Origin of the sequence: Parazoarcus communis (genome assembly GCF_003111645.1) — a bacterium.
Taxonomy (GTDB): domain Bacteria; phylum Pseudomonadota; class Gammaproteobacteria; order Burkholderiales; family Rhodocyclaceae; genus Parazoarcus; species Parazoarcus communis_A.
Window position 1 is genome coordinate 2,727,660 of record NZ_CP022187.1, and the last position, 23,206, is coordinate 2,750,865.

General features: G+C 62.7%; 24 protein-coding genes. 5 read left to right on the forward strand and 19 right to left on the reverse strand.

All coding sequences use genetic code 11. The features are described 5' to 3' along the window. Positions 1-84: 84 nt before the first annotated feature. The 8 genes from CEW83_RS12470 to CEW83_RS12505 all read right to left on the reverse strand — a co-directional run bounded on the left by CEW83_RS12470 (position 85) and on the right by CEW83_RS12505 (position 7,847). Positions 85-1,218: a deoxyguanosinetriphosphate triphosphohydrolase gene (locus CEW83_RS12470; protein WP_234418805.1), complete on the reverse strand. Its 1,134-nt coding sequence runs from the start codon at positions 1,216-1,218 to the stop codon at positions 85-87. Beyond that, positions 1,215-2,297 carry a 3-dehydroquinate synthase gene (gene aroB, locus CEW83_RS12475; RefSeq protein ID WP_108949632.1) on the reverse strand — a complete coding sequence of 361 codons (1,083 nt, stop codon included), beginning with the start codon at positions 2,295-2,297 and terminating at the stop codon, positions 1,215-1,217. Before aroB ends, CEW83_RS12470 begins: the two co-directional genes overlap by 4 nt. Then, on the reverse strand, positions 2,285-2,815 hold the full coding sequence (locus tag CEW83_RS12480; protein WP_108949633.1) for a shikimate kinase: 531 nt from the start codon (positions 2,813-2,815) through the stop codon (positions 2,285-2,287). The genes aroB and CEW83_RS12480 overlap by 13 nt, the downstream gene beginning before the upstream one ends. A gap of 86 nt (positions 2,816-2,901) precedes the next feature. Then, a complete protein-coding gene (pilQ, locus tag CEW83_RS12485) occupies positions 2,902-5,007 on the reverse strand; it encodes a type IV pilus secretin PilQ (protein WP_108949634.1) in 2,106 nt (701 codons plus the stop codon). Further along, positions 5,004-5,522 carry a pilus assembly protein PilP gene (locus CEW83_RS12490; protein WP_199915110.1) on the reverse strand — a complete coding sequence of 173 codons (519 nt, stop codon included), beginning with the start codon at positions 5,520-5,522 and terminating at the stop codon, positions 5,004-5,006. The genes pilQ and CEW83_RS12490 overlap by 4 nt, the downstream gene beginning before the upstream one ends. Continuing rightward, entirely contained in the window at positions 5,522-6,196 is a 675-nt protein-coding gene (locus CEW83_RS12495) for a type 4a pilus biogenesis protein PilO (RefSeq protein ID WP_108949636.1), read from the reverse strand. Before CEW83_RS12495 ends, CEW83_RS12490 begins: the two co-directional genes overlap by 1 nt. Further along, on the reverse strand, positions 6,193-6,774 hold the full coding sequence (locus tag CEW83_RS12500) for a PilN domain-containing protein (protein WP_108949637.1): 582 nt from the start codon (positions 6,772-6,774) through the stop codon (positions 6,193-6,195). Before CEW83_RS12500 ends, CEW83_RS12495 begins: the two co-directional genes overlap by 4 nt. Beyond that, a complete protein-coding gene (locus CEW83_RS12505) occupies positions 6,771-7,847 on the reverse strand; it encodes a pilus assembly protein PilM (RefSeq protein WP_108949638.1) in 1,077 nt (358 codons plus the stop codon). Before CEW83_RS12505 ends, CEW83_RS12500 begins: the two co-directional genes overlap by 4 nt. A gap of 182 nt (positions 7,848-8,029) precedes the next feature. Here CEW83_RS12505 and CEW83_RS12510 point away from each other — a divergent pair, with 182 nt between their 5' ends. Then, a complete protein-coding gene (locus CEW83_RS12510) occupies positions 8,030-10,441 on the forward strand; it encodes a penicillin-binding protein 1A (RefSeq protein ID WP_108949639.1) in 2,412 nt (803 codons plus the stop codon). Here the strand turns inward: CEW83_RS12510 and cyaY are convergent, their stop codons facing one another. Then, a complete protein-coding gene (gene cyaY, locus CEW83_RS12515; protein ID WP_108949640.1) occupies positions 10,442-10,768 on the reverse strand; it encodes an iron donor protein CyaY in 327 nt (108 codons plus the stop codon). 45 nt (positions 10,769-10,813) lie between these two features. Between cyaY and lptM the strand changes: the two genes are divergently transcribed. Both lptM and lysA read left to right on the forward strand, forming a co-directional pair. After that, the gene (gene lptM / locus CEW83_RS12520) at positions 10,814-10,999 is read left to right on the forward strand and encodes an LPS translocon maturation chaperone LptM (protein WP_108949641.1); all 186 of its coding nucleotides are present in this window, start codon (positions 10,814-10,816) and stop codon (positions 10,997-10,999) included. After that, complete coding sequence (lysA, locus tag CEW83_RS12525; RefSeq protein WP_108949642.1) at positions 10,996-12,258, forward strand: diaminopimelate decarboxylase; 1,263 nt, start codon at positions 10,996-10,998, stop codon at positions 12,256-12,258. Before lptM ends, lysA begins: the two co-directional genes overlap by 4 nt. A gap of 33 nt (positions 12,259-12,291) precedes the next feature. Here the strand turns inward: lysA and CEW83_RS12530 are convergent, their stop codons facing one another. Further along, entirely contained in the window at positions 12,292-12,636 is a 345-nt protein-coding gene (locus CEW83_RS12530; RefSeq protein WP_108949643.1) for a hypothetical protein, read from the reverse strand. A gap of 112 nt (positions 12,637-12,748) precedes the next feature. On the opposite strand from CEW83_RS12530, the gene dacB reads away from it, so the two are divergent. Continuing rightward, positions 12,749-14,203 carry a D-alanyl-D-alanine carboxypeptidase/D-alanyl-D-alanine-endopeptidase gene (gene dacB / locus CEW83_RS12535; RefSeq protein WP_108949644.1) on the forward strand — a complete coding sequence of 485 codons (1,455 nt, stop codon included), beginning with the start codon at positions 12,749-12,751 and terminating at the stop codon, positions 14,201-14,203. Positions 14,204-14,245: 42 nt separating this feature from the next. Here the strand turns inward: dacB and CEW83_RS12540 are convergent, their stop codons facing one another. The 9 genes from CEW83_RS12540 to CEW83_RS12580 form a co-directional block, all read right to left on the reverse strand. Continuing rightward, positions 14,246-14,665: a DUF4870 family protein gene (locus tag CEW83_RS12540; RefSeq protein ID WP_108949645.1), complete on the reverse strand. Its 420-nt coding sequence runs from the start codon at positions 14,663-14,665 to the stop codon at positions 14,246-14,248. Between the two features lie 37 nt (positions 14,666-14,702). Further along, positions 14,703-16,193 carry a 4-hydroxy-3-polyprenylbenzoate decarboxylase gene (gene ubiD, locus CEW83_RS12545; RefSeq protein WP_108949646.1) on the reverse strand — a complete coding sequence of 497 codons (1,491 nt, stop codon included), beginning with the start codon at positions 16,191-16,193 and terminating at the stop codon, positions 14,703-14,705. A gap of 12 nt (positions 16,194-16,205) precedes the next feature. Next, a complete protein-coding gene (pyrF, locus tag CEW83_RS12550) occupies positions 16,206-17,018 on the reverse strand; it encodes an orotidine-5'-phosphate decarboxylase (protein WP_108949647.1) in 813 nt (270 codons plus the stop codon). A 27-nt stretch (positions 17,019-17,045) separates the two neighbouring features. After that, on the reverse strand, positions 17,046-17,915 hold the full coding sequence (ubiA, locus tag CEW83_RS12555) for a 4-hydroxybenzoate octaprenyltransferase (RefSeq protein ID WP_108949648.1): 870 nt from the start codon (positions 17,913-17,915) through the stop codon (positions 17,046-17,048). 40 nt (positions 17,916-17,955) lie between these two features. Beyond that, positions 17,956-20,025, reverse strand: a complete 2,070-nt coding sequence (gene recG, locus CEW83_RS12560) for an ATP-dependent DNA helicase RecG (RefSeq protein WP_108949649.1) — start codon at positions 20,023-20,025, stop codon at positions 17,956-17,958. A 15-nt stretch (positions 20,026-20,040) separates the two neighbouring features. Continuing rightward, positions 20,041-20,421 (reverse strand): RidA family protein, encoded by a 381-nt coding sequence (locus tag CEW83_RS12565; protein ID WP_108949650.1) that lies wholly within the window; start codon positions 20,419-20,421, stop codon positions 20,041-20,043. Between the two features lie 188 nt (positions 20,422-20,609). Beyond that, complete coding sequence (gene fliW / locus CEW83_RS12570; RefSeq protein ID WP_108951383.1) at positions 20,610-21,044, reverse strand: flagellar assembly protein FliW; 435 nt, start codon at positions 21,042-21,044, stop codon at positions 20,610-20,612. A 59-nt stretch (positions 21,045-21,103) separates the two neighbouring features. After that, entirely contained in the window at positions 21,104-21,667 is a 564-nt protein-coding gene (locus CEW83_RS12575; RefSeq protein ID WP_108949651.1) for an SPOR domain-containing protein, read from the reverse strand. Continuing rightward, positions 21,664-22,254, reverse strand: coding sequence for a DUF2802 domain-containing protein (locus tag CEW83_RS12580; protein WP_108949652.1), 591 nt, complete (start codon positions 22,252-22,254; stop codon positions 21,664-21,666). Before CEW83_RS12580 ends, CEW83_RS12575 begins: the two co-directional genes overlap by 4 nt. A gap of 136 nt (positions 22,255-22,390) precedes the next feature. Here CEW83_RS12580 and CEW83_RS12585 point away from each other — a divergent pair, with 136 nt between their 5' ends. After that, positions 22,391-23,176 (forward strand): YdcF family protein, encoded by a 786-nt coding sequence (locus CEW83_RS12585; protein ID WP_108949653.1) that lies wholly within the window; start codon positions 22,391-22,393, stop codon positions 23,174-23,176. Positions 23,177-23,206: the final 30 nt, after the last annotated feature.

Below are 23,206 nucleotides of genomic sequence, written 5' to 3' on the forward strand. Positions count from 1 at the left end.
GAACACATCAAACGGATGCTCGAATATACCCTCGCAAAACGCTCGACTCAAGCGTTTTTTGCAGTGCGGTAAAGCTATGACAAATCAGTGTATTTCACCAACGGCGAAGAGCCGACGATGCTCTTTCATCGCGTAGCGATCTGTCATCCCGGCGATGTAGTCGGCAATCGCCCTTGGCTTGTCGGTGTGCGCCTTGGTTTGATACTGGGGTGGGAGCAGGCGCGGATCGGCCATGAAGGCCGAGAACAGGTCGCCAATGATGCGACGCGCCTTGTCGGTCATGCGCAGCACCTGATAATGCCAGTACAGATTTTCGCGCAAGAACACCTTCAGCGCCTGCAGTCGTGGCCACTGCTCGTCAGAGTACGCCACCAGGCGCGGTGCAAGCCTTACTTCGTCGAGCGTAACCACCCCGGCATCCACAATGTTGCGGCGCGTCTGTGCAATCAGGTCGAGCGCCATGCTGTCCACCATGCGCCGGATCGTCTCATGAATGAGCTTGCGTCCGCTCAGGCCGGGCCAGCGCGCTTCGACAGCCCGCCGGTGATCGGCAAACACAGGCACTTCATCGAGTTGCTCCAGGGTAATCAGGCCCGATCGCAAGCCGTCATCGACATCGTGGTTGTTGTAGGCAATTTCGTCGGCCAGGTTTGACAACTGCGCCTCAAGTGAAGGCTGGGTGCCATCGAGAAAGCGCTTTCCGATCTCGCCCAACTGCTCGGCATTCGGACGCGAGCAGTGCTTCAGTACGCCTTCGCGCGTTTCGTACATCAGATTCAGCCCGTCAAAGGCCGCGTAGTGCTCTTCGAGCAGGTCAACCGTCCGTAGCGACTGCAAGTTGTGCTCGAAGCCGCCATAAGCCTTCATGCAGGCGTTCAGGGCATCCTGGCCGGCGTGACCGAAGGGTGTGTGCCCCAGGTCGTGCGCAAGCGCAATCGCTTCGGCCAGATCTTCGTTCAAGCCAAGTGCGCGCGAGATGCTGCGCGTGAGCTGGGCAACCTCGATGCTGTGGGTGAGCCGCGTCCGGAACAGGTCGCCCTCATGATTAACGAAGACCTGGGTCTTGTACTCAAGACGCCGAAAAGCCGTGGAGTGAATCACGCGATCACGGTCGCGCTGAAAGTCGGAGCGCCCGCTGGGCGGCGGCTCATCGTGCTGGCGTCCGCGACTGTTGGCAACCGACACGGCGTAGCTCGCCAGCCCGTTCTCGTGACTCACGCGCAGCGGGCCTCGATGGCAGCGGCGAGATCCGCCGCAGGTGAATCCGCATGGATGACCGCCTTGCCAAGGCCTCGCAGCAGGACCAGACGCAAGCGCCCGGCCTCGACCTTCTTGTCATGCGACATCAAGTCGAGATAGCGCTCCACACCAAGCTTCGGCCCGGTCACCGGCAATCCCGCGCGGCGAAACAGACTTTCGATGCGTGCGAGCTCAGTGGCACTCAGCCATCCGAGGCGCAGCGAGAGCTCGGCTGCCATCATCGTACCAATCGCCACGGCCTCGCCATGCAGGCACACTCCATAACCCAAGCCAGCTTCGATCGCATGGCCGAAGGTATGCCCCAGATTGAGCAGAGCCCGCTCACCCTGCTCGGTCTCGTCTGCAGCGACCACTTCGGCCTTGTTGCTGCAGGAGCGCTCGATCGCAAAGGCGAGGGCCTCAGGTTCACGCTCAAGCAAGCGGTCGAGATTGATCTCCAGCCACTCCAGAAACTCGGGATCTCGAATCAATCCGTACTTGATAACTTCGGCGAGGCCAGCGGCCAGTTCTCGCGGGGGGAGGGTGTTGAGCACGGAGGTGTCGGCGAGCACCAGTCGTGGCTGATAGAAGGCACCAATCATGTTCTTGCCGAGCGGATGATTGATCGCCGTCTTGCCACCTACCGACGAATCCACCTGCGCAAGCAGCGTAGTGGGAACCTGAATGAATGGCATGCCGCGCTGATAACAGGCAGCGGCAAACCCACCCATGTCGCCCACGACGCCTCCGCCAAGCGCAATCAGCGTCGTGGAACGCTCGCAGCGATCACCAAGAAGCGCATCGAATATGAGGTTGAGCGTCTGCCAGTCCTTGTGGCACTCACCATCGGGCAGGACGACCGTGCCCACCCCAACGTCAAGCGCTTTGAGCCCGGACTGCAGTCGCTCGAGGTAGAGCGGCCCAACCACGTCATTGGTGACGATCACCACGCGGCGAGTCTTGAGGTGAGGAAGAATCAGTTCGGGACGATCGAGAAGACTGCCGCCGATGTGGATTGGATACGCCCGAGCACCGAGCGCCACGTTCAGTGTTCGCATGAAGTTTTGTCCAAAGTAGCCAGCGCTTTCTCGATCTGGCGCACCATGGCACCAGGATTTCCGCGACCGCCGTCGACCACCAGGTCTGCAACTTCCCGGTAGAGCGGATCGCGCACGCGGTGCAGCTCCTCGATCCGCTGCCGCGGATTCTCGACCCGCAGCAACGGCCGGTTGCGATCATGGCGCGTACGCTCCCAGAGAATCTGCGGGGGGACGTTCAGATAGATCACTATGCCCCGCTGCGAAAGAAGCGCGCGGTTTCCCGCGTCGAGCACTACGCCGCCGCCTGTCGCCAGAACGAGGTCCGACTCAAGGGTGAGCTCATCAAGCGCCTGCGCCTCGCGCCGGCGGAAGCCGTCCTCGCCCTCAATCTCAAAAATGGTGGGTATGGTGACCCCGGTACGCGCAACGATCTCATGGTCGCAATCGGCAAAGCGCATCCGTCTGCGCTTTGCGAGTTCGCGCCCAACAGTCGTTTTTCCGGCACCCATCATGCCGATCAGTATCAGACAAGTCACACGAATATCGCCGGCTTCAAATGTACGAAAGGGCGGCGACCCCGATGGAGTCACCGCCCCCGAATTGTAGCAGCAGCCGAACCGGCTTATCTGAGCGTCAGCGAATCCGACACGATTCGCGGCGTCACGAAGATCAGCAGCTCGCTTCGCTCAGACACCGTGTTGGTACTTCTGAACAATCCGCCCACGACAGGGAGCTCGCCGAGGAAGGGCACGCGATCAACACCCTTGGTTTCCTCTTCCAGATAGATTCCGCCGATCACGACCGTTCCGCCATTCTCGACCAGGACCTCACTCTTGATGTTCTTGGTCTCGATCGGCGGCACATTGAGGAGCGCATCCTCGTAAGCCGGACGGTCCTTGTTGACCTGAATTGCCAGCTGCAGACGCCCGTCGGGCGTGATCTGCGGCTTGACCTTGAGTGAAAGCACAGCCTTCTTGAACGACACACTCGTTGAACCAGAGCTGCTCGCCTCAAGGTAGGGAATCTCGGTACCCTGCTCGATCGACGCCTCAACCTGATTCGCGGTCAGGATCCGCGGACTGGAGATCACACGCCCACGACCGTCGGACTCCAGCGCCTGCAGTTCGAGGTTCAGGAATCGGGTAAGCGAACTGTTGAAAAGACTGAGATTGACTGAGCCGTAACCTGACGGCAGATACCCGGTTCCACTCTGGGTCAATCCTGGCGTAAAGGTGTTCGTTGTCGTACCCACAGACGAGGACCCGAACCCAAGCTTTGCTCCGCCCCCCAGATTCACCGCCGTGTTGCTGCCAAGACCCAGCCGCACGCCAATATCTCTCGAAAACGTCTTGGACGCCTCTACAATCCGCGCCTCGATCAAGACCTGCTTGGGCGCTACATCGATCTCTCCCACCAGCTTGCGCAATGTGGCGAGCTTCGAGCCTACATCCGTCACAAAGACCTTGTTGCTACGCTCATCAACGACGACGCTGCCACGCTTGGAGAGCATCGTCTGATCCTTGCTCTTCAGGAAATCGAAGATTTCCTTTGCCTTGTGGTAGTTGATCTGGAAGCTCTCCGTCTGCAGCGGCTCAAGATCACTGATCTGTGCCTTGGCTTCGAGCTGGAGCTTTTCGCGCGCGGCGAGCTCGTCACCCGGTGCAATCCAGATCACGTTGCCACTCTTACGCATGTCCAGACCCTTGGCCTGAAGAATGATGTCCAGCGCCTGATCCCACGGAACATCCTTGAGCCGCAGCGTCAGGTTGCCCTGAACGGAGTCCGAGGTGATGATGTTGAAGTTCGTGAAGTCGGCAATGACCTGCAGCACCGAGCGCACATCAATGTTCTGGAAGTTGAGCGACAGCTTCTCGCCCTGATACTGACCACGCGTCCCCTGAACCAGCTTGTTCGGATCTTCGATAACGCGCTTCACCTCAAGCACGAACTGATCGTCACTTTGATACGCGTTGTGCTCCCACAACCCGTTCGGAGTCACCACGAGACGGACGTTGTCGCCCTGCTGTTGCGCAACCATCCCCGTAATCGGTGTCGCAAAATCGGTCACATCTGACTTGCGACGCAGATGCTCAGGCAGCGTCGTCTTGAGAAACTCGACGACGAGGTTGCCACCTTGCTGGCGGATGTCGATCCCAGTGTCAGCACTGGAGAGCTGAACAAGAACACGCCCCTCCCCATCCCTGCCGCGCCGGAAGTTGATGTCGCGGACGCTCTTTCCGCCACTGATCGCCGGATTTGCCGTCGCGAAGTTCGCATACGCCTGTTCGCCAACAGTTTGGTTGGATTGAACATTGACCGGCGTAAGCGCGATGATGACGTCGCGTCCCTCGATCCGGGTCTCATAGGGCGACATCTTCACCAGATTGAGCACCAGGCGGGTGCGCTCACCGGCCTGGACAATATTGGCACTGCGAAGATCCCCGCGCTCGATCGCCTGAACGTTGCGCCCGAGCGCATTCGCCGTTGCCGGAAAATCAAAGGCAATCCGCGCCGGATTTGCGACACTGAAACTTGCAGGTGGCGCAGCAAGCGGCTCCTTCATCACGAGCTTGACATAGATCGCCCCGCCCTGCTCGGCAACCTCCAGCGCTTCGATGCGGTTGGACGCCACTTGGGACGCGCCCGATTCCTGTGCAAAGGCCGCACCCATGGGCGTAAGTACTGCGACCATCGCTGCGAGCAGCACCGTTCCGATTCTAATCTTCATTTTCCGGCCTCCTGCCGCTCCTGCAACTGCAGCGAACTGGCGCGCTCAACCCAGTCACCATTCACATCCTCTACCAGCTCACGCAATTCGACCGACGAATCGGTCACTGCAGTAATCACGCCATAATCCTGCCCGAGATAATTTCCTGCCTTGACACGATAGAGCGACTTGTCCGCCTGTATCAGGGCCTGCGACACGTTGTCCTGGGTCAGAATACCCACCATGCGCAGACTTTCCAGCGGATACGCTTCGAGTGGCTCACGCCGGCGATCGGGATCCGGACGCAACCCACCACCGCCATTCTTGCGCTCAGGCTCAATCCGCGACGCCTTGAAAGGCTCAATGAGCGCAGCGCCTGCGTAATCGACAACGGAAAACACCTTGATTTCAGGCAGCGGCTTGACCACCCCCCGCATCCCTGCAGACTGCTCTGCCATCCACGACTGAATGTCTTCCTGGTCGTCCGCACAGCCGGTGAGTGCAATGCAGCTGATGAGAAGCAAAAATTTCCTCATCATTTCTTCCCCTGCGCAGCCTTGGCTGCCTGTCGCTTCTGAGCCACCTCTTCTTCGTCCAGATATCGATAGGTGGTGGCCTTGGCATCCAGCTTCAGGCGCCCTTCCGCAGCAGCATCGAGCGAGATGTTGTTCAGCGTGACGATCCGCGGCATGCGGGCAACATCACTCGCAAACTCGCCGAGATCGTGATACCCGCCAGTCACCCTGATTTCAATGGGCATCTCGGCGTAGAACTCCTTCACCTGATCGCTGCCCGGCTTGAAAAGCTCGAACAGCAGACCACGTCCAAGCCCAGCCTGGTTGATGTCCGACAACAGCGAATCCATTTCCGCGCGATTGGGCAACTGCTTCAGCAGTGCGCCAAACTGCCGGTCAATCTCGGCAAGTTGACGCTTGTGCTCGTCGAGGTTGACCGCAAGCCGCTTCTTGCCCAGCCAATCCTGGCGCAATTGCTGCTCTTCGGCCTCGCGCTGCTCCAGCAGAATGCCCTGATCACTCCAGTCGAACCACCAGGCGGCGGCAATGGTTGCCACGAACAGGAAGACAAAGACCGCGACGCGTGGCGCAAGCGGCCATACCCCCGGATCGTTCGGATCCAGATTCTGAAAATCTTGCTGCAGGCGCTGAAAATCAATGCTGCGCAGCCCGGAAAGCACATCTTTTGACGTCATTGAGCGCCTCCCTGCGCGGCCTGCGCATTCTCTGCCGACGGGGGTGCAATACCGATATTCAAGATGAACTCGCTGACCCTGCGATTATTCACGGTGGCCGATTTGACCTCAACCAATCCCGGGTTCTGCAGGAAAGGAGATTCGTCAAGGCTGCGCATCAGCGTCGAAACCCGCGCGTTCGACTGCGCGTAACCAACAAGCGTGACTTGCTGCGCTGCCTGCTTCACCGACTTGAGATACACCCCGTTTGGCATCTTGCGCGCCAACTCGTTGAACAGATGCACCGTTTCGGCCCGACTGCTCTGCAGAGACTCAATAACCTGCTTGCGCGCCAAGAGCGAGTCAATCTGCTCGCGAAGACGTCGAATCTCAACGATCTCTTCGTCGAGCTTCACGATTTCCGCCTTGATGAACGCGTTCTTGGTTTCCTGGCGCTCGATGTACCCTGCGTAAATTGTGTGCACCAGCAGAGCAATCGCTGCACCGAGCAACACCATGGCACCCGAGAGCGTGTAAAACTGCTGACGCCGCTCCTTTCGCTTTTCTTCGCGATGGGGCAGCAGATTGATCCGGATCATGCGTCGAATCTCCGCAAAGCCAGCCCACATGCGACCATCAACGACGGCGCATCAGCCAGCAGATTCTTGGGACGGACCTTCGAGGACAGCGCCATCCCCGCAAAGGGGTTGGCCACAATGGTCTCGACCTGAGTCCGGCCACCCACGACTTCGGCGAGACCCGGCATGACCGCGCAACCGCCAGCAAGGACTAGATGGTCGACCTGGTTGTACTGCGTCGAAGTGAAGAAGAACTGCAATGCGCGCGAAACCTCAAGCGCAAGACTGTCCATGAACGGGCGCAGAAGATCTCGCGCATAATCATCCGGGAGACTGCCAGAGCGCTTGGCGGCCTCGGCCTCTTCAATACTCATCCCATACTGGCGCGCAATATCCTGGGTTAGCTGGATGCCGCCAAACGCCTGTTCTCTTGAGTAGACCTGATGGCCATCACGAAGTACAGACACGTTCATGGCCGACGCGCCGATATCGATCAGGGCGACCACCTTCCCCGCGCCACCGCCAGGCAATTGACGACTAACCAACTCAAAAGAGGACTCAGTCGCGAGCGACTCGACGTCGAGCACTACCGCCTTCAGGCCACAAGCCTGCGCGACAGCAACACGGTCTTCGACCTTTTCCTTGCGCGACGCGGCAATCAGCACCTCTACTTCGCCGGGGCTACCTCCGGCCGGTCCAACCACCTGAAAGTCGAGATTGACCTCGTCGAGCGCAAACGGAATGTACTGATTGGCCTCGGATTCGACCTGGAGCTCCATTTCCTGCTCGCGCAGACCGTCCGGGAGAATGATTTTCTTGGTGATGACTGACGAAGCAGGCAAGGCCATGGCCACGTTCTTCACACCCGGGCCGAAACGCCTAACGAGGCGCTTGACACCTTCAGTGACAGCATCGAGGTTGGCGATATTGCCATCAACCACAGCTTCGCGGGGCAGGGGCTCGATCGCGTAACGTTCAACGCGAAAACCGCCTTTCTCACTCTCGACGAGCTCCACCATCTTCACGGATGAAGAAGAGATATCCAGCCCTGCGAGCTGTCGCGCCTTCGAACCGAATATTGAGAAGTCAATCACAAAGAAAACCCTTAAATTTCTTTATGTTAGGCGCCAATGCTGAATAAGGCTCTCAAATCCTAGCAACAAGCGCACGAGGTGTAAAGCAATTTGCATCAATTTGCATCAACGGCCCCGCAAGGAGGCGTCCGCAGTTTTCGCCTTATATAATGCGCGCCTATTCCACTTTCCCGGACAAATAAATGCGCTGGGTTCTCTACCCCGTCGCCGCACTCACGGCCCTGGTGACACTCGGGCTCGCGACGCTGGCAGCAATTTCCATCCTGGCCTGGCCCAACCTGCCTTCACTGGAAGTGCTGACTGACTACCGCCCCCGGGTCCCGCTCCGCATCTACACTGCCGACGGCCATCTTATCAGCGAATTCGGCGAGGAACGCCGCTCAGTCGTGAAGATCGAAGACGTTCCGCCCATTCTTAAGCACGCGATTCTTGCCGCTGAGGATGAACGCTTCTATGAGCACCCCGGCATCGACCCGATTGGCATCGCCCGTGCGGCGCTGGCAAACCTTACCTCAGGCGGACGCGGCCAAGGTGCGTCAACCATCACGATGCAGGTCGCGCGTAACTTTTTCCTGTCGCGCGAAAAAACCTACAACCGCAAGCTCTACGAGATCCTGCTGGCGCTGAAGATTGAACGCAATCTGAGCAAGGACCAGATTCTGGAGTTGTACATCAACCAGATCTACCTCGGGCAGCGCGCCTACGGCTTCTCCGCTGCCGCCCGCGCCTATTTCGGCAAGCCGCTGAGCGAGATCAGCCTCGCCGAGGCCGCAATGCTTGCGGGTCTTCCAAAGGCCCCGTCCGCATACAATCCAATCGCCAACCCTTCTCGTGCAACCCTGCGTCAGCACTATGTACTGCGCCGGATGGTCGAAGCCGGGTTCAGCGACAACGCGAGCTATCAGAAGGCGCTCAAGGAGCCACTGCGCACTCAGACAGGCAGCGTGGCGCGCAACGGCGGCAACAGCACCCCGATGCATGGCGACTACGTTGCCGAGATGGCACGTCAGATTGCGGTCGAACAGTTTGGCGAGGAGGCCTACCAGCTCGGCATCAAGATCGTCACGACCATCACCCGCGACGATCAGGAAGCGGCTTATGCCGCGCTGCGCAAGGGGGTGATGGATTACGATCGCCGCCACGGCTATCGTGGCCCCGAGCGCTTCGTTGAGCTTCCCCAGGGCGCAGATGGTGAAGCGCTGGACGACATCCTCGCCGACTCCAGCGATCACGATGACCTGCTTGCCGCAGTCGTTCTCGAAGCGTCGCCTTCGGGCGTCAAAGTGTTCCGCCGCGGCGAAACCTATGACATTACGGGCGACGGGCTGCGCTTTGCTGCGCCGATGCTCAGTGAGAAGTCGCCACAAGGCCGGCGCGTCCGTCGCGGCGCAGTGATCCGCATCCGCAGCACGGAAAAGCAGGGCTGGGAAATCGTGCAATTGCCTGAGGTAGAGGCCGCACTGGTCTCTGTAGACCCGCATACCGGGGCAGTACGTGCGCTTGTTGGCGGCTTCGATTTCAACAGCAACAAGTACAACCACGTCACCCAGGCACAGCGCCAGCCGGGCTCAAGCTTCAAGCCCTTCATCTATTCGGCAGGCCTGGAGCGCGGATACTCCCCGGGAACGCTGATCGAGGACGAACCGCTCTATTTCCCCGCGGGCGTCACCGGCAGCCAGGCGTGGGAACCGAAGAACTATGACGGCAAGTTCGCCGGACTGATGACGCTGCGCGAAGCGCTCGCACGTTCAAAGAACATGGCGTCGATCCGGCTGCTGCAGAACATCACACCTGACTATGCGCAGGACTACATTGGCCGGTTCGGCTTCGATCCCGCACGCAACCCGCCCTATCTGACCATGGCGCTGGGCGCCGGATCGGCCACCCCGTGGGAGATGGCAACCGCGTACTCCGTGTTTGCCAACGGCGGCTACAGGATCGATCCTTACATCGTGAAGGAAATCCACGATGGCAATGGCAAGCTGATCGCAAAGATCGACCCACCGGTGGCGGGTGAGAGTGCGCCGCGTGTCATCGACCCCCGCAATGCGTGGCTGATGGATTCGATGCTGCAGGACGTCGTCCGGCGCGGAACGGGCGCACGCGCACGCAGCCTCAATCGTGGCGACATTGCCGGCAAGACGGGCACGACCAACGACTACCTCGACGCCTGGTTCTGCGGCTACAGCCCGAATCTTGTCGCCATCTCCTGGATGGGTTTCTCGCAGCCAAAGAACATGGGGCGTGGAGAAACCGGCGGCGCAGCCGCACTGCCGATCTGGATCAACTACATGCGCGCAGCACTCAAGGGCGTACCGGAAAAGTCGCTCGCGCGCCCCGAGGGCCTGCTGAGCGCACCCGTGGCCGACGGCAGCTTGGAGGACTTCCACTATGCCGAGAACGAGCCCCCGGCGCTGAAGCCCGAACCCGACTGGCTGGAGCAACTCTTCTCGAGCCACACCCCGGCTCTCGAAGCCCCCGAAGAGGCAATTCCGCCTGTGGCGCCAGCGCCCAAGCCCGCCCCCCGGCCGGTGCCACAAATGCAGCCGCCGGCCCCGGTCGTCGATCGCATGCCGACGCCGATACGACGCTGATCAGGCGCTGGCGCTCAATACCACCTGCTCTCCCGACTGTTCGCTGACAACTCGGGAGAGCAGCGCATACAGCTCTGCCCCATCGCGCCCGGCGACCCAGCCTCCGTTCTCCGGACGAAAGTGAAAGCCGCCGGATTTCGCTGCCACCCAAATCTCCCGTGCAGCGGTGTGACGGTTGATGATGACCTTGCTGCCGTTGTCGAACTCCAGCTCAAGAATGCCTCCCGGCTTGAGCTCGATATCCATGTCCACCCCGCACGCTTCAAGTGCAGACTCGATTTTTGCCAGCTCGGCTTCTGCCAGAGCATTGAATGCGGATTCTTCCATGCCGACTCCTTCTGTTAGCATTCCGTTTTTTATCGAAGAACGGCCATGCGAGCGATGATTCCCGCGGTAGCGCTGATCAGCGCACTGCTCCTGTCCGCCTGCGGCATCAAAGGGCCGCTCTTTTTGCCCGAAAAGCCTCAGGCAGAACAGTCCGGCAACACCGAAAAGGCGGCTGGCAATAATAGCAAACCCGATTTCAATCCCGCCTCGATTCCGACCACAAGCAGATGAGCGAGACCTTCCCCATCCCGACCCTGCACCGCGAGCAAGGCGAGCTGATCCTCGAGGACGTGGCCCTGACGACCGTCGCCGAGCGCTTCGGCACACCGGTCTACGTCTATTCACGCGCTGCACTGGTTAGCGCCTTCGAAGCCTATCGCAATGCCCTGCAGGGACGTCCTGCGCTGGTGTGCTACGCAGTCAAGGCCAACTCCAACCTCGGCGTGCTGTCGGTGTTTGCCGCACTGGGCGCCGGTTTCGACATCGTCTCCGGTGGAGAGCTTGCCCGCGTCATCGCCGCCGGTGGCGATCCGGCCAAGGTGGTGTTCTCCGGCGTCGGCAAGACACGCGCAGAGATGCGCCAGGCACTCGAAGCCGGCATCCGTTGCTTCAACGTCGAGTCGGCAACCGAACTTGACCGGCTCAACGACGTTGCAGCGCAGCTCGGCATGTTCGCACCGATCGCCCTGCGGGTGAATCCGGACGTCGACCCCAAGACTCACCCCTACATTTCCACCGGGCTGAAGAGCAACAAGTTTGGCGTCGCCTTCGACGAAGCACTCGACCTCTATCGTCGTGCCGCCTCCCTGCCAAATCTTGAGGTCAGCGGCATTGCCTGCCATATCGGCTCGCAACTGCTTGACCCCGCACCGATGGCCGAAGCGGCGGCAAAGGTACTCGGACTTGTCGATCAGCTCGCTGCCGAAGGCATCCGCCTCGATCATATCGATCTTGGCGGCGGCCTCGGCATCCGCTATGACGACGAGACACCGCCAGCGGTCGCGGACTACCTCGCCCCGCTGCTGAAGGTTTTCGAAGGCCGCGCCGAGGAGCTGTGCTTCGAACCGGGCCGCTCCTTGGTGGGTAACGCGGGACTGCTTCTCACCCGGGTTGAGTACCTGAAGCCGGGAGAGGAAAAGAACTTCGCCATCGTCGATGCAGCAATGAACGACCTCGCGCGCCCGGCGCTATACGATGCCTATCACGAGACAGTTGCAGTGATCGAACGCGACCGGTCCGCCCAAAGTTACGACGTTGTCGGCCCGATCTGCGAAAGCGGCGACTTCCTTGCCCGCCAGCGCGAACTTGCAATCGAAGAGGGTGACCTGATCGCGCTGTTGTCAGCTGGCGCCTATGGCATGACCATGAGCTCGAACTACAACACGCGCGGCAGGGCAGCGGAAGTCATCGTCGATGGCGACAAGCTGCACCTTGTGCGCCAGCGCGAAACCATCGAATCGCTCTTCGCCCTGGAGCAGGTCCTGAGCTGAAGCATGCTGACTGGGCGCTCGCCACGCGAACGCTCATTTCGAAGAGCCGGCTTCCAGGCGTGCCGACTCTTCGTACAAGGCACGCCCGAACGCCTTCCAGGCCGGGCCGCCTTGGGTGTGCACACCGACCTGAGCGCTCTGACGCATCGTGTCGAGCATCATTTCCGAGAGCGCAAACAGCTCCCCCCTGCCCCGCGCCTTCGCATCATGGTTGCGCAGCAAGCCCAGACGGCAGTCTGTGGTGCACGTCAGTGCCTCATGCGCCAGCGCGCGCATTGTCGCCGGGTCCTGCCAGTCAAGGCCAATCAACAACCCGCGCTTGAATATCTCGCGTTCAAGCTCCAGTGCTGTCCGGGCGAAATGCCCAAATCCGCTCATTGATCCACACCCAGTCCAAAGCGGGCTACTAGAATGATGTCCTGTAGCCGCGAATTAATCGAACGATCATTCTAACTCCGAATTACCCTGCACCGCAGCACGCCTCTATCCAATGTCAGCAAGCACCGCTTCGAAACCACGCCCTTTTGTCATCCTGAGCCTTGTTCTTGCCTGCCTGCTGAGCGCAGTCGATGCGCGAGCGGCAGGTGAAGAGACGCTCCCGTCCAGTGTCCGGCAGGCGCTCGATCAGGCCCGAGTACCGGCGGACGCGGTTGGCATCTGGGTACAGGCCGTGGATTCAGGCACACCAGCACTTGCGATCAATGGCGATCAGCCGATGAACCCGGCCTCGGTCATGAAGCTGGTGACGGCTTTCACCAGTCTGGAGTACTTCGGCCCCTCCCATACCTGGCAAACCCGGATCTCAAGCACCGGCGCGGTGCGCAATGGCGTGTTGCAGGGCGATCTCTACATCGTTGGCGGCGGCGATCCGGTGCTGAGCTATGAACGGGCGTGGAAGCTGCTCAGGCGGCTGCGTGCGCTCGGCGTCGACACGATCACCGGCGATATCGTGCTCGACGGCTCCGTGCTCAGGCTCCCGGCGCACGATCCGGATGCATTCGACGGGCGCGGGCTTCGCCCGTACAACAGCGGCCCCTACGGCCTGTTGCTGCACTTCAACACCCTTCAGCTCGCGCTTTTTCCAGGCATTGGCCCCAACGATGCAGTCACGGTGGCCAGCGAGCCGCCACTCAACGGCGTCGTCATCGACAACCGCCTGCAGACGTCGGGGGCCAGCTGCGGCGTGTGGTACCGCGACCTCGAGGCCCGCATCGAGCCCGGCCCGCGTCTGATCCTGAGCGGCAGCCTTCCGGCCAGCTGCGGACCACGCAACTGGAGCGCCGCCCCCCTCCCGCCCGAGGACTTCAGCACTGCAACGATTGCCGGCCTGTGGCAGGAAGTCGGCGGACAGCTGCAGGGACAGGTGCGCACCGGCTCGGCACCGCGCGAGGCCCGTACGCAGCTCGTCGACGACTCGGCCGCGCTCGCCGAAATCGTGCGTGACATGAACAAGTGGTCGAGCAACGTCATCGCCCGCCAGCTCCTTGCAAACCTCGGCAGCACCAACGCGGACGGCGCGCCGGACATGGTTGCAGCGGGTGCGCAGCTCGCCACTGCGCAACTGGCGGCTGCGGGCGTGCAGACTGCCGGCCTGGTGATCGAGAACGGAGCCGGCCTGTCGCGAATCGAACGCGTTCGCGCGGATACGCTGGGTCAGTTGCTGATCGCCGCCTGGCAGCGCCCCTGGATGGCCGAGTTCATAGCCGCACTGCCGATTGCCGGCGAGGACGGTACGGCACGCAAGAGACTTGTCGGCAGCCCTGCCCGCGGCCAGGCGCACATCAAGACCGGCACCATCAACGGTGTGCGTGCCATTGCGGGCTATGTGCTCGACCACGACGGACGGCGCCATGTCGTCGTGATGCTGGTCAATCATGCGGAAGCCGCCAGCACGCGGGCAGCACAGGACGCCCTGCTCGAATGGGTCTGGGCCGGTGGTCGTTGAATTGATGGAGCAGACCGTTGCGCCGCAACCCGGCGCACGGCTTCAGTCCATCGGCAGGGATTCCCGCTGTGAAAGCGCCCACCAGCCCCGCACCACGCGGTACAGCACCCACAGACTGGTGACCCCAAGCGCCAGCAGGCCGAAGGGCAGGCCAATGATGGTCATGATCATCACGACCGCCACCATCACCCACAGCACGGCAAACCAGAAAGTGCGGATCTGCCAGCGGAAATGGCTTTCGAGCCAGGTATCGCGTACGGCGCTCTGCTTCACGTAGTTGATGATTACGGCCGCGATCGACGGCACGCTGGCAATGAAGCTGCCAAGAATCGTGGCCGAGCCGACCACCCCGGTGAAGACCGCAAAGGCGTGCAGGGCGTAGATCAGGTGCGTGAGCGTGACCAGATTTTCAGTCGGCTGCCCGGGCTGTAGCGGTGCTGCGGTGTAATCGGATTGCGCCATCAGGTCATCCTTGCGTCATGCGTTAGTTTTCAGGGCATCACAGGCCAAGTTCGGGCCACATCGCGTCGACGCGCTGCTTGACCGCGTCGTCCATGACAATCGGACGCCCCCATTCGCGGTTCGTTTCACCTTCCCACTTGTTCGTTGCATCCAGCCCCATCTTGCTGCCCAGCCCGGCGACCGGTGAAGCGAAGTCAAGGTAGTCGATCGGGGTGTTGTCCACCAGCGTGGTGTCACGGGTGGCATCCATCCGTGTGGTCAGCGCCCAGATGACTTCCTTCCACTCGCGGATATTGACGTCATCGTCCACCACGATGATGAACTTGGTGTACATGAACTGGCGCAGGAAGCTCCAGATCCCGAACATCACGCGCTTGGCGTGCCCCGGGTACTGCTTGCGGATCGACACCACTGCGAGGCGATAGGAGCAGCCCTCGGGCGGCAGATAGAAATCGGTGATCTCCGGATACTGCTTCTGCAGCAGCGGGACGAAGACCTCGTTCAGCGCAAGTCCGAGCATGGCCGGCTCGTCGGGCGGCTTGCCGGTGTAGGTCGAGTGATAGATCGGCTTGCGCCGCATGCTGATGCGCTCGACAGTGAACACCGGGAAGTCGGAGACCTCGTTGTAGTAGCCGGTGTGGTCGCCGTACGGCCCTTCCGGCGCCATGTCGTCCGGGTGGATCACGCCCTCGAGCACGATCTCGGCCGAGGCCGGCACCTGCAGGTCGGAGCCGACGCAGCGCACCAGTTCGGTTTTCGAGCCGCGCAGCAGACCGGCAAACTGGTACTCGGAAATCGCATCCGGCACCGGCGTCACCGCGCCGAGGATGGTGGCCGGATCGCAGCCGAGCACCACTGCAACGGGAAAGGGCTCGCCCGGGTGCGCCAGTTTGTGCTCGCGAAAATCGAGCGCCCCGCCACGATGCGCCAGCCAGCGCATGATGACGCGGTTCGGCCCCAGCACCTGCTGCCGGTAAATGCCGAGATTCTGACGCTTCTTGTGCGGACCGCGGGTCACCACCAGTCCCCAGGTGATCAGCGGTGCGGCGTCGCCCGGCCAGCAGTGCTGAATCGGCAGCCGACCGAGGTCGACGTCCTTGCCCTCCCACACCACTTCCTGGCACGGCGCGGAGCGCACTTCCTTGGGCGACATGTTCATGACCTGCTTGAGCACCGGCCACTTCTCCCACGCGTCCTTCAGGCCCTTCGGTGGCTCCGGTTCCTTGAGGAAGGCCAGCAGCTTGCCAACTTCACGCAAGGGCGTCTGCCAGTCCCCGGCGTCGAGGTCTTCGCCCATGCCGTAAGCCACCCGCTCGGGCGTGCCGAACAGGTTGGCGAGTACCGGCATGTCCTGGGGTACGCCGCGGGTCACCGGTTTCTCGAACAGCAGCGCCGGCCCGCCGGCGCGCAGCACACGGTCGGCGATCTCGGTCATTTCGAGATGGGTGTCGACCGGGATGCTGATGCGCTTAAGCTCTCCGCGCGCCTCGAGCTGGGTGATGAAGTCGCGCAAGTCGTGGTATTTCATGCCATGTCCGTATCAGCGCTGCGCGTTGATGGCGTCGCGCGTTTCGAGCGCCACCCTGCGTGCTTCGGCAGCGAAGTCCTCGCCCTTGCCCGCATACAGGATCGCGCGCGAGGAGTTGATCATCAGTCCGCAACCATCTGCAGTGCGCCCGGCCTGCATGGTGGCAGCAATGTCGCCGCCCTGGGCACCGATGCCTGGCACCAGCAGGGGCATGTCGCCCGTCAGTTCGCGCACGCGCGCGATCTCGGCCGGGAAGGTCGCGCCGACCACCAGACCGCAGTTGCCGCTCGCGTTCCAGTCTTCTGCAACCAGACGCGCCACGCGTTCGTAAAGCTTTTCGCCACCGACATCGAGAAACTGCAGGTCGGAGCCACCCGGATTCGAGGTGCGGCACAGCAGGATCACGCCCTTGTCAGGGTAGGCAAGGTAGGGATCGACCGAGTCGCGCCCCATGTAGGGATTGACCGTGATCGCATCCGCACGGAAGCGCTCGAAGGCCTCGACTGCATATTGCTCGGCGGTACTGCCGATGTCGCCGCGCTTGGCATCGAGCACCACGGGGGTGTCCGGGTGACGCGCGTGAATGTGGTCGATCAGCGCTTCGAGCTGATCCTCGGCACGGCGCGCGGCGAAGTAGGCGATCTGCGGCTTGAAGCAGCACGCGAGGTCGGCGGTGGCATCGACGATCTGCTTGCAGAACTCGAAGATCGCATCCGGCTTGTCCTGCAGGTGCGCGGGAAACCGGGCGGGATCGGGGTCGAGGCCGACGCACAGCAGGCTGTTGCGCTGCTGCCAGGCGCCCTTGAGGGCGGTCATGAAGTGCATGGTGAGTTCCGGGTCAGGGCTGCCGGGTCAGAGCCGGCGCAGCAGGTCGTCGACAAGGACTCCGCAAAAAATCGCGGCGCCCAGCCAGTTGTTGTGGCGAAAGGCCTTGAAGCAGTCGGCACGTTCGCGATGACGGATGAGGGTGAAGTGGTAGAGCGCAATGCCAGCCGCAGCCAGCAGGCCAAGGTAGAACGCCGGCCCGCGCGCCATCGCCACGCCTACCCAGGCCAGCAGGCACAGGGCGATGGCGTAGCACAGCATCACCGCGGCCACATCGAAGCGACCGAAGGTGATGGCGGAGGTCTTGATACCGATCTTGAGGTCGTCCGGGCGGTCGACCATTGCATATTCGGTGTCGTAGGCCACGGCCCAGAAAATGTTGGCCAGCAGCATCACCCAGGCCACCACCGGCACTTCGCCAAGAATCGCAGCAAACCCCATCGGGATGCCGAAGCCGAAGGCAATCCCGAGATAGGCCTGCGGGATGGCGAGAAAGCGCTTGGTATAGGGATAGCTGCCGGCGAGAAACAGCGCCGGCACCGACAACCAGATCACCAGTGGCTGCAGGGGCAGGACCAGCATGAAGGCGAGGAGCGCCAGTCCGCCGGCAAGCAGCAGCGCCTCGCGGGTGCTGACCGCACCGGTGGCGAGCGGTCGCATGCGGGTGCGCTCGACATGGCCATCGAAATCGCGGTCGGCGTAATCGTTGATCACGCAACCGGCCGAGCGCATCAGCAAGGTGCCGAGCGCGAAGATCAGCAGGATGTGCAGCGGCGGCACGCCGTCGGCTGCGAGCCACAGGGCCCACAGTGTGGGCCACAGCAGCAGCAGGGTGCCGATGGGCTTGTCGAGCCGCATCAGGCGAACGTAGTGGGGGAGTCGGTCGGCTAGCGTCATCGGTTGAAAGCGGGTTCGCGCAGCGCGCATTTTACCCGGATCAGGCCCGCAGCAGGCCTTCGCGTCCGCCCACCCAGCGCGTGAGCAGGCGCTCGGCGAGCTTCGGTTCGCGTGCCAGCATGCGTTCGGCCAGCGCACGTGCCGGCTCGATCAGGTCGTCGTCCTCTTCGAGACTGGCGAAGCGCAACAGCGGCACGCCGCTCTGGCGCGCGCCGACGAACTCGCCCGGGCCGCGAATGTGCAAGTCCTCACTGGCGATCGCGAAGCCGTCCGTCTGCTCGTAGATCACCTTCAGCCGTGCCCGCGCGGTTTCAGACAGCGGCTGGGCGTAGATCAGGATACATACCGACTCCGCCGTCCCGCGCCCGACGCGGCCGCGCAACTGGTGCAACTGCGCAAGGCCGAAACGCTCCGCATGCTCGATCACCATCAGGCTGGCATTGGGCACGTCGACACCAACCTCGATCACCGTGGTCGCCACCAGCACCTGCAGATCGCCGGCGGCAAAGGCGGCCATCGTGGCCGCCTTCTCGTCGGCTTTCAGACGCCCGTGAATTAGACCGACATTCAGTTCGGGCAGGTCGGCGGACAGCATCTCGAAGGTATCCACCGCGGTCTGCAACTGCAGCGCCTCGGACTCCTCGATCAGCGGGCACACCCAGTAGGCCTGACGCCCCCCGAGGCAAGCATCGCGGACACGGCCCACCACTTCGTCACGCCTGCCGTCGGAGACCAGACGCGTGCGTATCGGCGTGCGCCCCGGCGGCAGTTCATCGAGCACCGAGACATCGAGATCGGCATAGTGGGTCATCGCCAACGTGCGCGGGATCGGCGTGGCGGACATCATCAGCATGTGCGGACGCTGCCCGGCCTGCCCCTTCTCGCGCAAGGCCAGACGCTGGCGCACACCAAAGCGATGCTGTTCGTCTACAACGGCCAGCGCCAGCTTGGGCATTGCCACCGGGTCTTCGATCAAAGCATGGGTGCCGACTGCGAGCAGCAGCTCGCCGCCGTGCAGACGCGCAAGCTCCGCCTCGCGCTCGCGCTTCTTGCGACTGCCCGACAACCAGGCCACTTCGATGCCCAGCGGCGCCAGCCAGTCGTGCAGTTTGCGGTAGTGCTGCTCGGCAAGGATCTCGGTGGGCGCCATCAGCGCGGCCTGCCAGCCGTTTTCGGCTGCCTGCAGCATCGCCAGCGCGGCAACGACCGTCTTCCCGCTGCCGACGTCGCCCTGCAGCAGCCGCTGCATCGGGTGCGCTGCGGCAAGATCGGCGGAGATCTCGGCAACCGCACGCTGCTGCGCACCGGTCAGGCTGAATGCGAGCTGGCTGAGCAAGGCCTGCGTCAGCTGCCGGCGTGGCGGCAGACTTGCGGCGCCCAGCGCCCGGCGTGCGTTATAGGCCCGCCGCAGCGACAACTGCTGAACCAGCAACTCCTCGAACTTGATCCGCCGCCAGGCCGGGTGCTCCCGGTTTTCCAGTGCGGCGGGGTCGGCATCGGGCGCGGGGTGATGCAGGGCACGCACCGCCTCTGCAAAGCCCGGCAAACCGAGGCGGCTGCAAACCGCCGGTGGAATCGGATCGTCCAGCGCAACGGTGCGGAGCGCCAGGTCGATCAGCTTGCGCAGTGTCGCCTGCCCGACGCCGGCAGTGGTCGGATAGACCGGCGTCAGCGCATCCGGCAGCGCCTCGCCCGGCTCCACCGGACGCAGACGCGGATGCACCATCTCGTCGCCAAAGAAGCCGCCGCGCACTTCTCCGAACAGGCGCACGCTGCGCCCGACGGACAGCTGCTTCTGCTGCGAAGGGTAAAAGTTGAGCCAGCGCGCCACCAGCGTCCCGGACGCGTCGCGCACGCGGGCAACCAGTTGCCGGCGCGGACGGAGCGTGACTTCGCAGGAGACGACCTCGCCCTCGATCTGGGCCGGGAAGCCGTGACGTGCGTCGGCAATGGGTGTCAGCCGGGTCTCGTCTTCATAACGCAAGGGCAGATGCAGGATGAGATCTTCCTGCCGATAGAGATCGAGCCTTGCCAACCGCCCCGCCAACTGCCCGCCAACGCCCGGCCAACCCTGCGCGGGAGAGCGCCCGCCCGGTTCTCGCGAACCCACGTGCGCTGCTGTCGCTCAGCCCAGCACGAGGATGGCGTCGGCCTCGACCACCGCACCGCGCGGCAATTCCTTGACGCCGACGGCTGCGCGCGCCGGATAGGGCTCGGCAAAGTAGCGCGACATGACTTCGTTTACGGTGGCGAAGTTGGACAGGTCGGTCAGATAGATCGTGAGCTTGACCGCGTCGGCGAGCGAACCGCCCGCAGCCTCGGCAACCGCCTTGAGGTTCTCGAACACACGCACGGTTTGAGCCTCGAAGCCCTCGACCATCTGCATCGTCGTCGGGTCCAGCCCGATCTGACCGGAGCAGTAAACGGTGCTGCCGGTCTTGACCGCTTGCGAGTAGGTACCGATGGCAGCGGGTGCGCTGGGCGTGGAAACGATGGAACGGCTCATGACTGAATCCCTGAAAAGATGAGTGTAGGCGGATTCTAACCTGTGCAGAGCAGGTGAAGCCCCGGTTCGGCGTGGGCGCTGGCGGCAGCGGGCATCGCAACGCGAAGCCCGCGCTCACGCGACGGCCAGTGCCTGGGTCTTAACGGTGACAGCGCCCCCGAGGGTGGGCGCTGCCTGCCGTTCGACACTTACGCCTGTGCGCGCAGCAGAATATCGCAACCCAGCTTGTTGATGACCTTCTGCATGCCGCGGCGCGCGCCGACGTTGATCACCAGCGGCGCCATGAAGTTTGCACGCAAGCCGGCCGTCGCGGGGTCGTCCCCATCCTTGCGCACGATGATGGCAACAAGGGCGTCCTCCGGCCGGTCGAGCTTCAGGATGGCCAGTTCTTCGTCAGACAGGGGGAATTCGTAATTGATACCGAACTGCTCCGGCCCGGTCAGGGAAAACGCCACTTCGGGGTCGTCCGCACTTTGCAGCATGAACACGGTTGCCTCGGCGCCCTCCTCATGCACGAGCACGAAACGGTGACACCCCTCGAAGCCGGGCAAACCCTGCGGAAACTCGATCAGTTTGTCGTCGGATACTTCAAACACGCCCAACACCGGGCTCTCGATCTTCATGTGTCTCTCCTCCCTTGTTTCGATATATTTGCCGGCCGCAATCAGCGCTGTTGCCGGCTTCACTTGCTCTTGCGCGGGGGCACCACGATGCCGCTTGCCAGCCCCTCACGTTTCAGCCGCGCGCGCGCCGCTTCCGCAGCCGCCTTGTCGGGAAACGGTCCGACCACGACCCGGCCCTCGACGTGCGCTGGCAGCCCTCTTGCCGCCACATCGGCGCGGAGTCCGTCAGCATTGTCCATGGAGCCGAAGACGCCCAGTTGCACCAGGTAGCCATTTGCCAGCGGAACGGATGCCTTCTTCTCGGCAGGTGGCGGCGCTGACGCTGCCTCGACCTGCGTCAGCGGCAATGGCTCGCCTTCCGGCTTGACGTCGGCGGCTGCGGGATCTGCCGCTCCGGCGTCCGGCACGACGGCTGTGTTTTCGACCGGCGCGTCAGGCTCGATGGCCTGCGCGACCGGCGGAGGCTGCACCGCCATCGTGGGCGGGGCGGACTCAGGCGTGCGACCATCCTCGAACATCAGCACGACAAGCAGCAGCGCCACAGCGACCCCGCTCGCCAGCCCGGCGCGCTTCAATGCACGGTTACGCTGCACGCGGATCTGATCTGCAGTCATTGTGCTCATGCGCCCCCCTCAGGCTCACCGCGCGCAGCCAGCGACACGACCAGTTCCGCCTCCGCCCGGGTGATGCCGCAGCGCGCAGCCACCTCCTCCACCGACAAGCCCCGGCGCGCCAGCACCAGCGCCTCGCTGTACTCCGGCGAGGCATTCTGGCCGGAGCTGTCTTCCAGGGAGCTTGAATCCGCCGGCGGCGCATCAACGAGGCGCTGCACGGTTTCGTGCAGCGCGCCGATCTCGCCCTGCTGCACGTCAAGCGCCGCACGCAAGGCGCCAACTTCGCGCCGCAGGCGCTGCAACTCAAGTTCCAGCGCAAAGGTATCGGGCCGCTCTGCGGCGGGCGCCTCGGGGGCCGGCGGCGCTGCAGGCGCAGCAGGCGCCACGACGTCTGACGGCAAGGGTGCGTAGTTGAAATCCGCATCGTCGTCGTCCGCATCTTCTGCAGCCATCGAATCGGCCTTCAAGGCAGCGGCCGCCGGCGGCGACGCAGCTTCGGCGCGGCCGCGTCCGGCAACCAGGGCGCGCAGCAGTTGCCAGGCGCCGTAGATCAGCAGTGCGGCAATCAGCGCCCAGACGAGTTGGCGAAATCCCATGATGATTCAGGGAAACAGGAGAACGGAGACAGGAAGGACGGAGACCGCCAGCCGGCACTGCATGGGCATGAGCTTGAAACCGCGGGAATGGAATTGCCCTGATAATACTGGGCACGACACCAGAGGACAAACCCGAATGGATTTCGACACCGCGATTGCCCTGTTCTGGCTCAAGAAGCTGATCTCGGTACTGATTCTGCCCCCGCTGATGCCCTTTGCACTGATCCTGATCGGGCTGCTGATGGGCCGCCGGCGACCGCGCAGCGGACGAATGCTGGTATGGACAGGACTGGTCAGCGGTCTGTTGCTGATCACGCCGGCGCCGGTCGGCCTGCTGCTTGAACCACTCGAGCCGCGGCAGCCCCTGTCGCTGTCAGCAGCCACCGACGCCCAGGCGATCGTCATTCTGGGTGGCGGGCGCATGAGCAATGCACCGGAATACGGTGGTGACACCGTCAATCGCATTACCCTCGAACGTCTGCGTTACGGCGCCAGGCTTTCACGTCAGACCGGTTTGCCGATTCTGGTGAGCGGGGGCGCACCGAGCGGTGAGATTCCCGAAGCGATCCTGATGAAAAGCAGCCTCGAGGAGGACTTCGACGTTCGGGTCCGGTGGACCGAACCCTCCTCGCTCGACACCCGGCAGAATGCCCGTTACTCGGCCGGGCAGCTCAAGGCTTCCGGCGTAACTCGCATCGTGCTGGTCACTCACGCCGCGCACATGCGCCGTGCGCGCGCCGAATTCGAAGCGGCCGGGATGCAGGTCAGCATTGCTCCGACGGCATGGCTGGGACCACGCCCCATCGGCAAGCCTGTCGACGACGAAGTCCTGCCGAACCTGCCCAGTGCCGGCTCGGCTTACGCGGCCTGGTTTGCAGTGCACGAGTGGGTGGGACTGCTGGCCTATCGCCTGTCACGCTGAAACACCGCCGGCGGGGGCGGCGGGTCCGCT

Excerpts from the sequence above, each read along its gene's own strand:
- aroB (WP_108949632.1), bottom strand. The coding sequence starts at position 2,297 with ATGCGAACACTGAACGTGGCGCTCGGTGCTCGGGCGTATCCAATCCAC.
- pilQ (WP_108949634.1), bottom strand. The coding sequence starts at position 5,007 with ATGAAGATTAGAATCGGAACGGTGCTGCTCGCAGCGATGGTCGCAGTA.
- CEW83_RS12490 (WP_199915110.1), bottom strand. The coding sequence starts at position 5,522 with ATGAGGAAATTTTTGCTTCTCATCAGCTGCATTGCACTCACCGGCTGT.
- CEW83_RS12495 (WP_108949636.1), bottom strand. The coding sequence starts at position 6,196 with ATGACGTCAAAAGATGTGCTTTCCGGGCTGCGCAGCATTGATTTTCAG.
- CEW83_RS12500 (WP_108949637.1), bottom strand. The coding sequence starts at position 6,774 with ATGATCCGGATCAATCTGCTGCCCCATCGCGAAGAAAAGCGAAAGGAG.
- CEW83_RS12510 (WP_108949639.1), top strand. The coding sequence starts at position 8,030 with ATGCGCTGGGTTCTCTACCCCGTCGCCGCACTCACGGCCCTGGTGACA.
- cyaY (WP_108949640.1), bottom strand. The coding sequence starts at position 10,768 with ATGGAAGAATCCGCATTCAATGCTCTGGCAGAAGCCGAGCTGGCAAAA.
- lptM (WP_108949641.1), top strand. The coding sequence starts at position 10,814 with ATGCGAGCGATGATTCCCGCGGTAGCGCTGATCAGCGCACTGCTCCTG.
- lysA (WP_108949642.1), top strand. The coding sequence starts at position 10,996 with ATGAGCGAGACCTTCCCCATCCCGACCCTGCACCGCGAGCAAGGCGAG.
- CEW83_RS12530 (WP_108949643.1), bottom strand. The coding sequence starts at position 12,636 with ATGAGCGGATTTGGGCATTTCGCCCGGACAGCACTGGAGCTTGAACGC.
- dacB (WP_108949644.1), top strand. The coding sequence starts at position 12,749 with ATGTCAGCAAGCACCGCTTCGAAACCACGCCCTTTTGTCATCCTGAGC.
- CEW83_RS12540 (WP_108949645.1), bottom strand. The coding sequence starts at position 14,665 with ATGGCGCAATCCGATTACACCGCAGCACCGCTACAGCCCGGGCAGCCG.
- ubiD (WP_108949646.1), bottom strand. The coding sequence starts at position 16,193 with ATGAAATACCACGACTTGCGCGACTTCATCACCCAGCTCGAGGCGCGC.
- pyrF (WP_108949647.1), bottom strand. The coding sequence starts at position 17,018 with ATGCACTTCATGACCGCCCTCAAGGGCGCCTGGCAGCAGCGCAACAGC.
- ubiA (WP_108949648.1), bottom strand. The coding sequence starts at position 17,915 with ATGACGCTAGCCGACCGACTCCCCCACTACGTTCGCCTGATGCGGCTC.
- CEW83_RS12565 (WP_108949650.1), bottom strand. The coding sequence starts at position 20,421 with ATGAGCCGTTCCATCGTTTCCACGCCCAGCGCACCCGCTGCCATCGGT.
- fliW (WP_108951383.1), bottom strand. The coding sequence starts at position 21,044 with ATGAAGATCGAGAGCCCGGTGTTGGGCGTGTTTGAAGTATCCGACGAC.
- CEW83_RS12575 (WP_108949651.1), bottom strand. The coding sequence starts at position 21,667 with ATGAGCACAATGACTGCAGATCAGATCCGCGTGCAGCGTAACCGTGCA.
- CEW83_RS12580 (WP_108949652.1), bottom strand. The coding sequence starts at position 22,254 with ATGGGATTTCGCCAACTCGTCTGGGCGCTGATTGCCGCACTGCTGATC.
- CEW83_RS12585 (WP_108949653.1), top strand. The coding sequence starts at position 22,391 with ATGGATTTCGACACCGCGATTGCCCTGTTCTGGCTCAAGAAGCTGATC.